The 13,069-nt window shown below is 71.7% G+C and carries 12 protein-coding genes and 1 pseudogene; 8 read left to right on the top strand and 5 right to left on the bottom strand.

Annotated features, from left to right (window positions below):
- Positions 1–28: 28 nt before the first annotated feature.
- The 5 genes from atzF to QZ772_RS16185 all read right to left on the bottom strand — a co-directional run bounded on the left by atzF (position 29) and on the right by QZ772_RS16185 (position 6,537).
- Positions 29–1,657: an allophanate hydrolase gene (gene atzF, locus QZ772_RS16205; RefSeq protein WP_295528399.1), complete on the bottom strand. Its 1,629-nt coding sequence runs from the start codon at positions 1,655–1,657 to the stop codon at positions 29–31.
- A 281-nt stretch (positions 1,658–1,938) separates the two neighbouring features.
- The gene (locus tag QZ772_RS16200; RefSeq protein ID WP_295528355.1) at positions 1,939–2,949 is read right to left on the bottom strand and encodes an NAD(P)H-quinone oxidoreductase; all 1,011 of its coding nucleotides are present in this window, start codon (positions 2,947–2,949) and stop codon (positions 1,939–1,941) included.
- Positions 2,950–2,951: 2 nt separating this feature from the next.
- Complete coding sequence (locus QZ772_RS16195; RefSeq protein WP_295528352.1) at positions 2,952–4,517, bottom strand: sulfatase-like hydrolase/transferase; 1,566 nt, start codon at positions 4,515–4,517, stop codon at positions 2,952–2,954.
- A gap of 5 nt (positions 4,518–4,522) precedes the next feature.
- On the bottom strand, positions 4,523–5,479 hold the full coding sequence (locus tag QZ772_RS16190; protein ID WP_295528350.1) for a tripartite tricarboxylate transporter substrate binding protein: 957 nt from the start codon (positions 5,477–5,479) through the stop codon (positions 4,523–4,525).
- 68 nt (positions 5,480–5,547) lie between these two features.
- Entirely contained in the window at positions 5,548–6,537 is a 990-nt protein-coding gene (locus tag QZ772_RS16185; RefSeq protein ID WP_295528348.1) for a tripartite tricarboxylate transporter substrate binding protein, read from the bottom strand.
- Between the two features lie 144 nt (positions 6,538–6,681).
- Between QZ772_RS16185 and QZ772_RS16180 the strand changes: the two genes are divergently transcribed.
- From QZ772_RS16180 to QZ772_RS16145, 8 genes and pseudogenes are all read left to right on the top strand, one after another.
- Complete coding sequence (locus tag QZ772_RS16180) at positions 6,682–7,239, top strand: VOC family protein (RefSeq protein ID WP_295528346.1); 558 nt, start codon at positions 6,682–6,684, stop codon at positions 7,237–7,239.
- Positions 7,232–8,731 carry a bifunctional 3-(3-hydroxy-phenyl)propionate/3-hydroxycinnamic acid hydroxylase gene (locus tag QZ772_RS16175; protein WP_295528343.1) on the top strand — a complete coding sequence of 500 codons (1,500 nt, stop codon included), beginning with the start codon at positions 7,232–7,234 and terminating at the stop codon, positions 8,729–8,731. The genes QZ772_RS16180 and QZ772_RS16175 overlap by 8 nt, the downstream gene beginning before the upstream one ends.
- Positions 8,732–8,755: 24 nt before the next feature.
- Positions 8,756–9,511 (top strand): IclR family transcriptional regulator C-terminal domain-containing protein, encoded by a 756-nt coding sequence (locus tag QZ772_RS16170; protein ID WP_295528340.1) that lies wholly within the window; start codon positions 8,756–8,758, stop codon positions 9,509–9,511.
- 32 nt (positions 9,512–9,543) lie between these two features.
- Positions 9,544–10,392, top strand: coding sequence for a fumarylacetoacetate hydrolase family protein (locus QZ772_RS16165; RefSeq protein WP_295528337.1), 849 nt, complete (start codon positions 9,544–9,546; stop codon positions 10,390–10,392).
- 13 nt (positions 10,393–10,405) lie between these two features.
- Complete coding sequence (locus QZ772_RS16160) at positions 10,406–11,377, top strand: tripartite tricarboxylate transporter substrate binding protein (RefSeq protein ID WP_295528334.1); 972 nt, start codon at positions 10,406–10,408, stop codon at positions 11,375–11,377.
- Between the two features lie 11 nt (positions 11,378–11,388).
- Complete coding sequence (locus QZ772_RS16155) at positions 11,389–11,790, top strand: PaaI family thioesterase (protein ID WP_295528331.1); 402 nt, start codon at positions 11,389–11,391, stop codon at positions 11,788–11,790.
- 91 nt (positions 11,791–11,881) lie between these two features.
- Positions 11,882–12,520, top strand: coding sequence for an MBL fold metallo-hydrolase (locus QZ772_RS16150; protein ID WP_295528328.1), 639 nt, complete (start codon positions 11,882–11,884; stop codon positions 12,518–12,520).
- 275 nt (positions 12,521–12,795) lie between these two features.
- Positions 12,796–13,069, top strand: a pseudogene (locus QZ772_RS16145) (lipase); the annotation flags it as partial.

Genomic DNA, 13,069 nt, shown 5'->3' with positions numbered 1-13,069 from the left:
GCGGCGTGCGCGCTCGCAGTGACCCAGCTCAGCCGCTGCGCGAGGCGATGTAGGCACGCCAGCCGCCATGCGCGCTGACGTCCTCGGCGCCCTGCAGCGCATGAGCCTCGCAGATGAAGCTGTGCACCCAGCGGCCATCGGCCAGCTCGACGCTGCCCAGGCCCAGGGGTGGCGGGATCTGCGCCAGAAAGGCGCCGACCTCGGCGCGCGGCACGTTCCAGACCTCCAGCGCGATGGGCACGCCCTGCCCCGGCTCGCGCTGCAGGCCTGGCTTGGGCGGCGTGGTGCCCGGCAGCGCATACAGGCGGTAGTGCGGTGCGGTGGTGGTGGCCTCGACCAGCGTGGCGCCGCGCGCGATGAGCTGGTGGTTCAGCGGCATGCCCGTGAGGTGGGCACCGACCACGGCGATGGGCATGGCGTCGGCCTCGGCCAGCGGGGGCCACACGGGCACCCCGGGCGCCGGCAGCGGTGCGCCGGTGGCGCCCACCGGCAGGTCCGTCGCATGATGGAAGCGCTGGCCCAGCTCGGCCAGACGGAAGTCGCTGCCGCAGGGCCCGATGAAGGTCACGCCGAAGGGCAGGCCGTCGGGCCGGATGCTCGCAGGCACCGACAGCGCCGCGTAGTCCAGCAGGTTGACGAAGTTGGTGTAGTGGCCCAGCTCGCTGTTGCGCCGCACCGGCTCGGCGCGCATGGCATCGAGCGTGCAATGCGTCGGTGCGGTCGGCACCAGCAGCAGGTCGATGCCGGCCCACATGGCCGCGGCCTGCTGGCCGAGCGCATGCAGCTGAGTCTGCGCATCGACCAGGTCGGCGGCATCGAAGCTGCGGCCCCGCGCCAGGATGCCGCGCACCGGCTCGATCACCTCGGCTTCGTGCGCATCGAAGAAGGGGCGCACGGCGGCATAGCGCTCGGCCACCAGGGCACTGTCGTAGAGCAGGCCGGCGGCGCGGGCCAGCGGCGCGTAGTCGACGGGCACCGGCTCGCCACCCAGCTCGCGCAGCTGTGCAATGGCCCGTTCGAAGGCGGCAGCGGCCAGCGCGTCGCCATGGAATTCCAGCGGCTGCGGCACGCCGAAGCGAAAGCGCGCCGGCAGCGGCGTGCGCGCCAGGTCGACGCGGCGCGAATACGGATCGCCCGCGTCCGGCCCCATCGCGCAGGCCAGCACCCGGGCCGCCAGCGCGACGGTGGGCGCGAAGATGGAGACGCAGTCCACGCTCTGCGCCGCCGGCACCACGCCCTTCGCGCTGATCAGGCCCTTGCTGGGCTTGAGGCCCACGATGTTGTTGAGCCCCGCCGGCACGCGGCCGGAGCCTGCGGTGTCGGTGCCCAGGGAGAAGTCCACCTGCCCGGTGGCCACCGCATAGGCCGACCCGGAGCTGGAGCCGCCCGACACGTAGCGCGCATCGAAGCTGTTGGGCACCGCGCCGTAGGGCGAGCGGCTGCCGTTGAGGCCGCAGGCGAACTGGTCGAGGTTGGTCTTGCCGGCGACCGAGGCACCGGCATCGAGCAGGCGCTGCACCACCGTGGCGTGCGCCTCAGGCGCATAGGCGAAGGCCGGGCAGGCGGCGGTGGTGGGCAGGCCGGCGACGTCGATGTTGTCCTTCACGGCGAAGCGCAGGCCGGCCAACGGACCGCCCGCCGCACCGGCAATGGGCATGGCCGGGCGACTGATCCAGGCCGCCTCGGGCTGGCCATGGGGGGCCGGTTGGGGCACCGGCACCTGGGCGGAACCAGCGGCCGCAAAGGGGCGGATCAGGACGTCGGGAGGGGAGGCTTCGTGCACCATGTTCAGGCATCCATTCTTGGATACATGATGTGATGCAAGCGGCGTGCCAGCGTCAGTTTCATTTCGGGAGCGGGTCGCGCCGAAGTGGCAGTGCGGCAGATTGGCGGCCGCTCAGCGCAGCGGGCGTGGAGCGCCCGGGCATGCGCAGGGGTTCAGCGCGGCGCCTCCAGCACCAGCTTGCCCATGGCCTGCCCCGATTCGAGCCGCGCATGGGCCTGCGCCGCCTGGCGCAGATCGAAGGCCTCGCTCACCCAGGGCCGCACCCGGCCGGCGGCCACCAGCGGCAGGGCCACGGCGCGCAGGCGCTCTGCGATCACGGCCTTCTCGGGCAGCGGCAGCGGGCGCAGCAGCGAGCCGGTGATGCGCAGTTCCTTGGCCAGGATGGGCCGCAGGGGCGCCACGAAGTCGGCACCCTCGCCCGGCGACAGATGCACCAGCCGGCCGCGGCGTGCCAGCACCTGCACATTGCGCGCGGCATGCGTGGCGCCGGCCATGTCCAGCACCACGTCCACGCCGCGGCCCCCGGTCCAGTCCAGCGCGCACTGCACCCAGTCCTGCGTCCGGTAGTTGAATGCGGCCGCGGCGCCCAGGGCCCGCGCCTCGGCCACCTTGGCATCGCTGCCGCAGGTCACCGCCACGCGATGGCCCAGCGCGCCCAGCAATTGCATGGCCAGGCTGCCGACGCCGCTGGTGCCGCCGTGGATCAGCACCGTCTCGCCCGGCCCCAGCGCCGCGACGCCGAAGAAGTTGTGCCAGACGGTGAACAGCGCCTCGGGCAGCGCCGCCGCCTCGCGCAAGCCCAGGCCCGCCGGCACGGCGAAGGTGAGCGCGGCGGGCGCCACCACCCGCGTGGCATAGCCACCGCCGTCCACCAGCGCGCACACGGCATCGCCCACGCGCAGCGGGCCGGCCCGGGCGCCGGCCCAGCGCACGGTGCCGCTCACCTCCAGGCCGGGCACGTCGCTTTGCGCGGGCGTGGGGCCGCGGCGGCGCTGGTTGCAGTCGTGCCGGTTGACGCCGGCCCAGGCCACGTCGATCAGCACTTCGTCGGGTCCCGGCGCAGGCAGGGCCAGGCCGGACGTCCAGCGCAGCACCTCGGGGCCACCGGGCGCGGTGATGACGAGGCCGTCGGCGCGCAGCTCGGGAAGATTCGTTGCGTCCATGCTCACCACACGCCGATGTGAATGCCGTGACGCTTGACGGCTTCGGTGCGCTGCGCAACGTCGCTGTCGGGCACCGTCGTGCGGTTCTTGCGGCGCAGGCTCCATTGCAGCAGGCGCTCGCGCATCTCGCGCTCCACGGCGGACGGCGGATCGGCGCCGAGGTCGTGCAGTTCGTCCGGATCGTTCTGCAGGTCGAAGAGCTGGGGGCGGAAGCCTTCCCAGTCGACGTACTTCCAGCGCCCGGTGCGCACCATGGTACCGCGGCATTCGCCGGGTGCGCGGCCCAGCGTCCACCGCGCGGCGCGGTAGGCGTAGTCGGCCTCGGAGAACACGGCGTCGCGCCAGGGCACGGCCCGGCCCTGCAGCAGCGGCAGCAGCGACCGGCCTTCCACGCAGTGCTGCCAACCGTCGGGGTCGGCGCCCAGCGCCTCGAGCAGCGTGGGCAGCACGTCGATGGCCTCCACCAGCGGATCGAGCACCTGCCCGCGGGTGGCATCCGCCTCGGGCCGCGGATCAACCACGATCAGGGGCACACGTACTGCGGCCTCATAGAACAGTTCCTTCTCGCCCAGCCAGTGGTCGCCCAGCATGTCGCCATGGTCGGCGCATAGCACCACCAGGGTGTGCGGCGCCTGGCCGCTGGCCTCCAGCGCTGCCATCACGCGGCCGATCTCCTCGTCCAGCTGCGCCACCAGCCCCATGTAGGTGGGCTTGACGTGCGCGGCGATGGCGTCCTGCCCGAAGTTGAGGCTCTCCTCGTGCTGCTGGAAGGCCCGCACCACGGGATGGGCCTCGGTGCGCTCGTGCGGCGCCTTGACCACCGGGGACTGCGGCGCGCCACGGAACATCGCGTGGTAAGGCGCCGGCGCCACGTAGGGCCAGTGTGGCTTCACATAGGACAGGTGCAGGCACCAGCGCGTCTCGTCCTGCCCCTGGATGAAGTCGATGGCGCGATCGCTGAGATAGGCCGTCTCGGAATGCTCGGCCCGCACGCGCGCCGGCAGGTGGGCGTGGCGCATCGACCAGCCGGAGTGCACGCTGCCGTCCGGCGCCTGCACCGAGATGGCGTGCGCGCTCCACGGGTCCTCGCCCGCATAGCCGGCCGCCCGCAGGAAGTCGGCATAGCCGCTGCGGCCGTCGGGGCGACTGTGGCCGTCGAAGCGCTCGATGGGCGTGAAGCCGCCCTCGCGCAGCAGGGCACCGCGCTCGGACTCGATCTCGATGCCCGCGCGGTCCAGGGCCTCGGTGTCGGGCAGGACATGCGACTTGCCGGCCAGCGTGGCCCGCACGCCCAGCGGGCGCAGGTAGTCGCCCAGCGTCTTCTCGGCGCTGGACAGCGGCACGCGGTTCCAGCGGGCACCGTGGCTGAGCACATAACGGCCGGTGTAGTAGGACATGCGCGAGGGCCCGCACACCGGCCCCTGCACGAAGGCATGGCGCATCAGCGCGCCGCGCCGGGCCAGCGCGTCCATGTGCGGCGTGGGCACGGGAGAGACGCCATAGGCGCCCACATGGTCCCAGCGCAGTTGGTCGACCATGATGAACAGCGCATTGCGCAGGACGGTCATGGCGCTCACTCCAGCCGGATGCCGGCGCGGCGTACCACCTCGGCCCACTTCGGCAGCTCGGCGCGGATCAGCGCCTGGAACTGCTCGGCGCTGCCGGTGTGCAGGTAGGTGCCCATGCGGGCGAAGCGCTCGGGCACCCCGGGCTCCGCCAGGGCCTGCACGATGGCCTCGTTGAGCGGGCCGATGCGGTCGGCCGGGACGGAGCGGCTGGCGACGATGCCGGCCCAGTCGCGCACGTCGAAGTTGGCGAAGCCCTGGGCCGCGAACGTGGGGACGCCGGGCAGGGCCTCCAGCGGCTCGCGCGACGTCACTGCCAGGGCCTTGAGCCGGCCGCTCTGCACATGCGGCACCGCGGCGGCCACCGAGGCGAACATCAGGTCGGACTGGCCGCCCACCAGGTCCTGCAGCGCCGCCACCGGCCCGCGGTAGGGCACATGCAGGATGTAGGTGCCGGTGAGCTGCTTGAAGGACTCGCCCATCACATGCGCGGGCGAGCCGTTGCCGCCCGAGCTGTAGCTGAACTTGCCGGGGTTGGCGCGCACCTTGTCGACCAGCGCACGCACGCTGTCGACGCCCATCGATGGGCGGGTGACGAGCACGTTGTAAGTCCACTGGGTCTGGGCCACGGGCGCCAGGTCGCCCAGGGTGTCGTAGGGCATGCGCGCGTGCAGCGCGGGCAGCAGCGCATGCGGCATGAACATGACGCCCAGCGTATGTCCGTCGGTGGCCTTGGCCACCAGGTCCATGCCGATCAGCCCGGTGGCGCCGCCGCGGTTGTCGACGACGAAGGGCTGTCCGAACTTCTGCGCCAGCCGGTCGGCCAGGTGACGGGCCATCGGATCCCAGGGACTGCCGGCGATGGAGGGAATGATGAGCCGGACGGGGCGGTTCGGCCAGGCCGGTGCCTGGGCGCGTGCGGCTCCGGCCACGAGGGCCGCGGCAGCGCCGGACCAGCGCAGCATGTCGCGGCGCCGTGCCCCGGCGGACCCGGCGGTGTTCGAGCAGGCAGAGACAGGCATTCGGCGCCCCATCAATCCAGCTTCACGCCTGCGGCGCGCACCACCTTGCCCCACATGGCCCGGTCGGCCTGGATGAAGGCAGTGAATTCGGCGGGCGTGTTGCAGCGCAGCTCACCGCCGTAGTCGCGCCACTTCTTGGCCAGCTCGGGCGACTGGCAGACCTTGGCCATGGCCGCGCTCAGCTTCTCCAGGATGGCGGGCGCGGTGCCGGCCGGCGCCAGCAGGCCCTGCCAGGCGATGGGCGTGTAGTCGGGCAGGCCCTGCTCGGCGAAGGTGGGCACGTTGGGAAAGCTCGGATGCCGCTCGCGGCCGGTGATGGCCAGCAGCTTGAGCTTGCCGGCCTGCACGTTGGTGGCCGCCGCGGGCAGGCCGTCGAACATCAGCTGGATCTGCCCGGCCAGCAGGTCGGCGTAGGGGCTGTTGCTGTTGTAGGGCACCAGGTTCGACTTCACGCCCGCCACGCTGTTGAACCACACGGCCGACAGGTGCGAATAGCTGCCGATGCCCTGCGTGGCGACGGTCACCGAATCGGGCTTGGCCTTGAGCTGGGCGACCAGCTCGCGTGCGTCCTTGGCCGGCACCGAGGGCGTGGCGATCAGACCCGTGTTGAGCACGCCCAGCAGGCTGATGGGCGCGAAGTCGCGCTCGGCATTGAAGGGCAGCTTGCCGTAGAGGTGCGGCACGACCGACAGCGAACTGGTGGTGCCGATGTAGAGCGAGTAGCCGTCGTTGGCGGCCTTGGCCGCCACCTCGGTGCCAATGATGTTGGAGGCGCCCGGTCGGTTCTCCACATAGAAGGACTGGCCCAGGATCTTGGTGAGCTCCGCCGCCAGCTCGCGGGCGTTGGCGTCGGGGCCGCTGCCCGCGGGGAAGGGGGCAATGATGCGCACCGGTTTGGTGGGGTAGTCGGGCTGGGCGGCGGCCCCGGTGGGCGCCAGGGCGAAGGCCGCCACGAGCTGCAGGGCGGCCGCGCCGGCGGCGAGCCTCTTGAGGATGGTCATGAATGTCTCCGTTTGCGAACGCGTGCCGATTGCACGGGGCCGGATCATACAAATACATTGTCTATTGTCAAAATACGATAATCACAATACCATCCAGTCCATCGAATGACTGGCGAGACATTCAGTTCTCTCATGGAGACAAAGTTGACCCCTCCCCAACCTTTGCAACTGCAGTTCAGCCACATCGGCCTGTACGTCACCGATCTGCCCCGCATGGCGCGCTTCTACAAGCAGGCGCTGCGCTTCACCCAGACCGACGCGGGCGACCTCGGCCCGGTGCAGCTGGTCTTCCTGAGCCGGGACCCCAGCGAGCACCACCAGCTGGTGCTGGCCACCGGCCGGCCGGCGGACATGGCCTTCAACGTGGTCAACCAGCTGTCCTTCCGGGTGCCCGACGTGGCGACGCTGCGCGCCTTCCATGACCGGCTGCTGGCCGAGGGCGCGAGCGAGATGCTGCCGGTGACGCACGGCAATGCCGTCTCGGTCTACTGCCGCGATCCGGAGGGCAACCGGCTGGAGCTGTTCATGGACACGCCCTGGTACTGCGAGCAGCCGCTGCGCGAGCCCATCGACCTGACCCAGAGCGACGAGGCCATCCTGGCGCAGGCCGAGGCCATCGCGAAGCGCTTTCCCAAATTCATGAGCCGCGCGCAATGGCAGGCCGACGTCGCCCGCCGCATGCAGGAAGACCAGCATGTCTGAGCGGACACCCGTCTACGACGTGGCCATCGTGGGGCTGGGCCCCACGGGCGCCACGCTGGCCAACCTGCTGGGGGCCGCCGGGCGCTCGGTGCTGGTGGTCGAGAAGGAACGCGACATCTTTCCCCTGCCGCGGGCCATCCATTACGACGGCGAGGTGCTGCGCATCTTCCAGGCGGCGGGCCTGCGCGAACCGGTGCTGGCCATCTCGCGGCCCGGCACGCAGGGCATGCATTTCGTCAACGGCGCGGGCCAGACCTTGCTGATCCGCGGCGGCACTGCGGCACTGGGGCCGCACGGTGGCGCCAACAACTACTACTTCCACCAGCCCGAACTGGAGGCCGTGCTGCGCGATGGCCTGGCGCGCTTTCCGAACGTGCACGTGCGGCTGGGCACCGCCCTGAGCGCCATCGACGTGGACACTGAAGGCGCCACGCTGCACGGCAGCCAGGGCGGTGACGGCGGCAGCTTCGAGGCACGCGCCCGCTGGGTGGTCGGCTGCGATGGCGCCCGCTCGCCAGTGCGCCAGCACATGGGCAGCCCGATGGTGGACCTGGGCTTGCGCCAGCCCTGGCTGGTGTTCGACGTTGTGCTGACCGAGCCGGTGGACCTGCCGCCGCACACCGTGCAGCACTGCGACCCACGCCGGCCCATGACCTACTGCAACGTGGTGGGCAACCGCCGGCGCTGGGAGATCATGGTGCTGCCCGGCGACGATCGCGAGGCGCTGGTGCAGCCCGAGAACCTGTGGAAGCTCGTCGCGCCCTGGGTGCGGCCCGATCAGGCCCGGCTGGAGCGCGCCGCCATCTACACCTTCCATTCGGTGATCGCCGACGGCTGGCGCCAGGGCCGGCTGCTGCTGGCCGGCGATGCCTGCCACCAGACGCCGCCCTTCCTGGGCCAGGGCATGTGCGCCGGCATCCGCGATGCCGCCAACCTGGCCTGGAAGCTGGACGCGGTGCTCGCCGGCCGCGCACCCGACACCCTGCTGGACACCTACGAATCCGAACGCAAACCGCATGTGCGCGCCCTGATCGAACTGGCCGTGCGCCTGGGCGGCATCATCCAGACCACCGACCCGGCCGCGGCGGCCGAGCGCGACGCCCGCTTCGCCAGCGGCGAGCCGGAGGTCTTCGAGCTGCCGCCGCAGCTGCTGGGCGCCGGCGCCTTCGACGCGCTCCAGCAGGATCTGGCGGGCCGGCCCTTTCCCCAGCCGCGGCTGGCCGACGGCCGGCTGCTGGACGAGCTGCTGGGCCGCCGCAGCGCCGTGATCGGCCAGCGCGAGCTGCTGGCCGCCGCGGCGCCCGGTACCGCCGAGCGCTGGGCCCGCAGCCAGGCCCTGGTCATCGACGAGCCCGACCCGCCGCTGGCGGACTGGCTGCGCAGCCACCAGGCGGGCGCCGTGATACTACGGCCCGACCGCTACATCGTCGGCGTGGCGCGCACGGGCTCCGAGCTGGACCGCATCTCCCAGTACCTCCCGGTGGCGCCATGACGACCCACATCCCGGGGCCCCACCTTGTCCGAACCTTCGTCCTCGTCCAGCCTGGAACGCATGCTGGGCGTGCTCGACCTCTTCGACGACCACCACATCACCCGCACCGCCGAGGACATCGCCAAGGCGCTCGACGTCTCGCTGCCCACCAGCTACCGCTATGTGCGCCAGCTGCTGCAGGTGGGGCTGCTGCAGCGCGTGGAGGATTCGCACTACGCGCTGGGCCCGCGCATCATCCTGCTGGACCACTACATCCGCCGCGCCGACCCGGTGCTCAAGGTGGGTCTGCCGGTGCTTCGCGAGCTGGTCGATGCCACCGGCTTCGACTGCGTGGTGACCGAGGCCTTCGGCCAGCAGGTGCTGGACACGCACCGCGAGATGGGCAGCACGCCCGCCACGCTGGCCTACACGCGCGGCCGGCCGCGGCCGCTGTTCCAAGGGGCAGCGCCCAAGGTGCTGCTCTCCACGCTGGGCACGGCGCCGCTAAAGAAGCTGTTCGACGCCCGGCGCGACGAGGCCCTGCGCTGCGGCCTGCCTGGCGACTGGGCCGAGTTCCGGCGCCACTTCGCGGCCATCCGCAAGGCGGGCCACTATGTCTCCAAGGGCGAGTTGGAGCCGCAGCTGGCGGCCGTGGCCGCGCCCGTTCTCAAGTCGGATGGCGGCGCCTGGGCCGCCATCTCCCTCGTGTTCGATACCTCGCGCCTGGCGATCGTCGACCTTGAAAAGATGGTCCGTCTGATCACCGAGGCCGCGACGCGGATCGGAGGTCGGCTGGCCTAGTACCACCCCCCTCCCCTTCCCAAGGAATCACCATGAGACTCATCAGCTACCAGTACAACGGTCAGCACGGCTATGGCGCCATCGTCGGCGACCGCGTGGTCGACCTGCGCGCAGTGTTCGGCGCACAGGCACCGGACCTCAAGGCCTTCATCGCCGCCGGTCTGGCATCGCAGGCCGCCGCGCATGTCGAGGCCGCCCGCGCCACACTGCCGCTGTCCGAGGTGACGCTGCTGCCGGTGATCCCCAACCCCGGCAAGATCTTCTGCATCGGCCTGAACTACGGCGAGCACATCCGCGAGACCGGCAAGACCGAGACCGAGAAGCCGGTGATCTTCCTGCGCGTGGCCGACTCGCAGCTGGCCCATGGCGAGGACATCGTGCGCCCCCAGGCCTCCGAACGGCTCGACTACGAAGGCGAGATCGCCATCGTCATCGGCAAGGGCGGGCGCCACATCAGCGAGGCGGACTCGTGGTCGCACATCGCCGGCTACAGCTGCTACAACGACGGCAGCGTGCGCGACTGGCAGGTGCACACCTCGCAGTGGGCACCGGGCAAGAACTTCTGGAAGACCGGCGCCTTCGGTCCGTGGATGGTCACGGCCGACGAGATCGCCCCCGACCAGAAGATGACGCTGGTCACCCGCCTCAATGGCCAGGAGATGCAGCGCGCCACCACCGACATGATGGTGCACAGCATCCCGCGCCAGATCGCCTACATCTCCACCTTCATCCCGCTGGAGCCGGGCGACGTGATCGTCACCGGCACGCCCGGCGGCGTGGGCAACAAACGCACGCCGCCCGTGTTCATGAAGCCGGGCGACGTCTGCGAGATCGAGGTCGACGCCATCGGCGTGCTGCGCAACGGCATCCGGGACGAGTGAGGGCGGCGCGCCCATGAACGACGTGCTGCATCGCGGCGCGCGGGCCGCCCTCGGCCTGCTGCTGGCCGCCCTTTCGCTCGGCGCCCCGGCGCAGGACTATCCCCAGCGGCCCCTGCAGATGGTGGTGCCCTTCGCGGCCGGCGGCGGGCTGGACCTCAACGCCCGCAACCTTGCCGAGGCGCTGGCCGAGCCCCTGGGCCAGCCGGTGGTGGTAAGCAACCGCGAAGGGGCAGCCGGCACCATCGGCCTGAACGCGGTGGCGGCGGCCCGGCCCGACGGCTACACGCTGGCCTTCACGCCGGCGGTACCGCTGTCGAGCGAACCGCACCGGCTCCGGCTGAACTACGGGCTCGACAGCTTCCGGCCCGTGTGCCAGGTGTTCGACAACATCTTCGCCATCGCGGTGCCGGTGGCCTCGCCATGGCGCAGCGTGTCCGACCTGCTGGCGGCGGCGCGCCGTGAGCCGGGCGCCATCAGCTACGGCACCTCGGGCACCGGCTCCATTCCGCACCTGGGCACGGCGGACATCGAGGCGGTGGCGCACGTCAGCCTGACGCATGTGCCCTACAAGGGCGATGCGCCGATGCTGCAGGACCTGATTGCCGGGCGCCTGGGCTTCGGCGCGGTGCTGGTGAGTTCCATCACCGGGCAGCTGGGCAGCGGCGCCCTGCGCCTGCTGGCCGTCTATGCCGACCGGCGCCATCCCGCCTTCGCCGAGGTGCCGACGCTCCAGGAAGCCGGCGTGGACGTGGTGCAGGCCAGCTTCGGCGGCGTGCTGGTGCCGGCCCGCACGCCCGACGCGGTGGTGCAGCGGCTGGAGGGCGCGTGCCGGCAGGCCGTGGCATCGCCGCGCTACCAGGATTGGGCCCGTCGCGCGAACCAGGTGGTGGACTTCCGCCCCGCCGCCGACTTCGAGCGCCACCTGCGCGAGGACAGCCGCCTCAAGGCGGCGACACTGCGCCGGCTGGGGCTCGCCACCCCCTGAAGGAGAAACGCATGCTGCCCGGCCGCCCCGCACCACCCATCGCCACGCTGCTGGGCGCGCGCTTGCTCGCCCTGGACGCCACGGCCGGCACGCTGGCGGCCGAGTACGAGGCCACGGCCGCCTTCCTCAACCCCGCGGGCACGGTGCAGGGCGGCATGCTCGCCGCCATACTGGACGACCTGTGCGCCGCCGTCGTGGACGCCCGCGCGGGCGAAGGCGGCGGCGGCGTGGTCACGCTGACGCTGAACCTGAGCTTCCTCGCGCCGGCCCGGCCAGGCCGCCTGCAGGGCCGCTCGGCCATCGTGGGCGGCGGACGCAGCATCTGCTACGTGGAGGCGGTGCTCGAACAGGCCGGCACCGAGGTGGCGCGGGCCACGGCCTGCTGCCGCGTCATCGGCTCGCGCGCGGGCTGAAGGCCGGCGCCCCGCCAGGCAAAACCGCCAACGGCACGCGCGCCGGGCGGGTCGCGACAATCGCCGGCTCCGACCCACGACCGCCTTCGCCATGCTGCGCTACCAGATCCTCCCCGTCACGCCCTTCCAGCAGAACTGCTCGCTCGTCTGGTGCGACGCGACGAACAAGGCCGCGCTGATCGACCCGGGCGGCGAGATCGACCGGCTCATCACCGCCGCCGAATCGCGGGGCCTGGCGCTGGAGCAGCTGTGGCTCACGCATGCGCACATCGACCACGCCGGTGGCACCGGCGAGCTGGCCGAGCGCCTGGGCCTGCCCATCGTGGGGCCACATCCGGGCGACCAGTTCTGGATCGACGGCTTGCCGCAGCAGAGCGCCATGTTCGGCTTTCCGCCCGCGCGCGCCTTCACGCCCACGCGCTGGCTGGCCGATGGCGACACGGTGACGCTGGGCGAGGAGACGCTGACGGTGCGCCACTGCCCCGGTCACACGCCGGGCCATGTGGTCTTCCATTCCGCCAGCGCCCAGCGGGCCTTCGTGGGCGATGTGCTCTTCGCCGGCAGCATCGGGCGCACCGACTTCCCCGGCGGCAGCCATCCGCAGCTGATCGACAGCATCGTGCAGCGGCTGTGGCCCATGGGCGATGAGACGGTGTTCATTCCTGGGCACGGGCCGGAGAGCAGCTTCGGCCGCGAGCGGCGCAGCAATCCGTACGTGCAGGGCACCTGAGGCGCAGCCCGCGGCCTTTTCCAAGGGCTCGTGAGGGTCAGGGCCTCGATCGCGAAGGAGGCGGCGGGCGCGTCGCACACCCGCAGGCACGGGGCTGCGCGGCCTGTCCGTCACGCCCTGAGGGCAAGACGCCCACCAGCGACGAGAGCCCCCGCCTACGTCGCACGCTCCTGGCCGCGCACGCGGCGTCCGGCCGGGCGCGGCGAAGGTGTACGACAGTCCCGCAGCCACCTGGGCTGCGGCCCTGCCGCTCAACACCACAAGGAACCCCGCCCATGAGCCACGGCGAGCCCAACCCCATCGTCAATGCCGCGTCCAACGCCATCGCCGCCCTGCGCGCCGATGACGACCAGATCGAACTGGCCAAGGCGCACGAGTCGCTCAACCCCAAAGCCATCGAGAAGCTGGAGGTGGCCGAAGCCCGCCAGCAGCCCACCGTCAAGGACGCGGTCATCACTCTGCTGAACAAGCGTGGCCAGTCAGCCGACCCCGAAGCGCTGGTGCCTGGCGTGACGATGAAGACCATCACGGTCGATGGCGCTGCCGGTG

Source organism: uncultured Pseudacidovorax sp. (assembly GCF_913773995.1).
Lineage (GTDB): Bacteria > Pseudomonadota > Gammaproteobacteria > Burkholderiales > Burkholderiaceae_C > Xenophilus.
This window is presented reverse-complemented; position numbering and strand designations above follow the sequence as displayed.

What these genes read in the sequence shown, in the direction of transcription:
- QZ772_RS16175 (WP_295528343.1), top strand. Translation starts at nt 7,232, where the DNA reads ATGTCTGAGCGGACACCCGTCTACGACGTGGCCATCGTGGGGCTGGGC.
- QZ772_RS16155 (WP_295528331.1), top strand. Translation starts at nt 11,389, where the DNA reads ATGCTGCCCGGCCGCCCCGCACCACCCATCGCCACGCTGCTGGGCGCG.
- QZ772_RS16165 (WP_295528337.1), top strand. Translation starts at nt 9,544, where the DNA reads ATGAGACTCATCAGCTACCAGTACAACGGTCAGCACGGCTATGGCGCC.
- QZ772_RS16200 (WP_295528355.1), bottom strand. Translation starts at nt 2,949, where the DNA reads ATGGACGCAACGAATCTTCCCGAGCTGCGCGCCGACGGCCTCGTCATC.
- QZ772_RS16195 (WP_295528352.1), bottom strand. Translation starts at nt 4,517, where the DNA reads ATGACCGTCCTGCGCAATGCGCTGTTCATCATGGTCGACCAACTGCGC.
- atzF (WP_295528399.1), bottom strand. Translation starts at nt 1,657, where the DNA reads ATGCCCATTGCCGGTGCGGCGGGCGGTCCGTTGGCCGGCCTGCGCTTC.
- QZ772_RS16190 (WP_295528350.1), bottom strand. Translation starts at nt 5,479, where the DNA reads ATGCTGCGCTGGTCCGGCGCTGCCGCGGCCCTCGTGGCCGGAGCCGCA.
- QZ772_RS16150 (WP_295528328.1), top strand. Translation starts at nt 11,882, where the DNA reads ATGCTGCGCTACCAGATCCTCCCCGTCACGCCCTTCCAGCAGAACTGC.
- QZ772_RS16160 (WP_295528334.1), top strand. Translation starts at nt 10,406, where the DNA reads ATGAACGACGTGCTGCATCGCGGCGCGCGGGCCGCCCTCGGCCTGCTG.
- QZ772_RS16185 (WP_295528348.1), bottom strand. Translation starts at nt 6,537, where the DNA reads ATGACCATCCTCAAGAGGCTCGCCGCCGGCGCGGCCGCCCTGCAGCTC.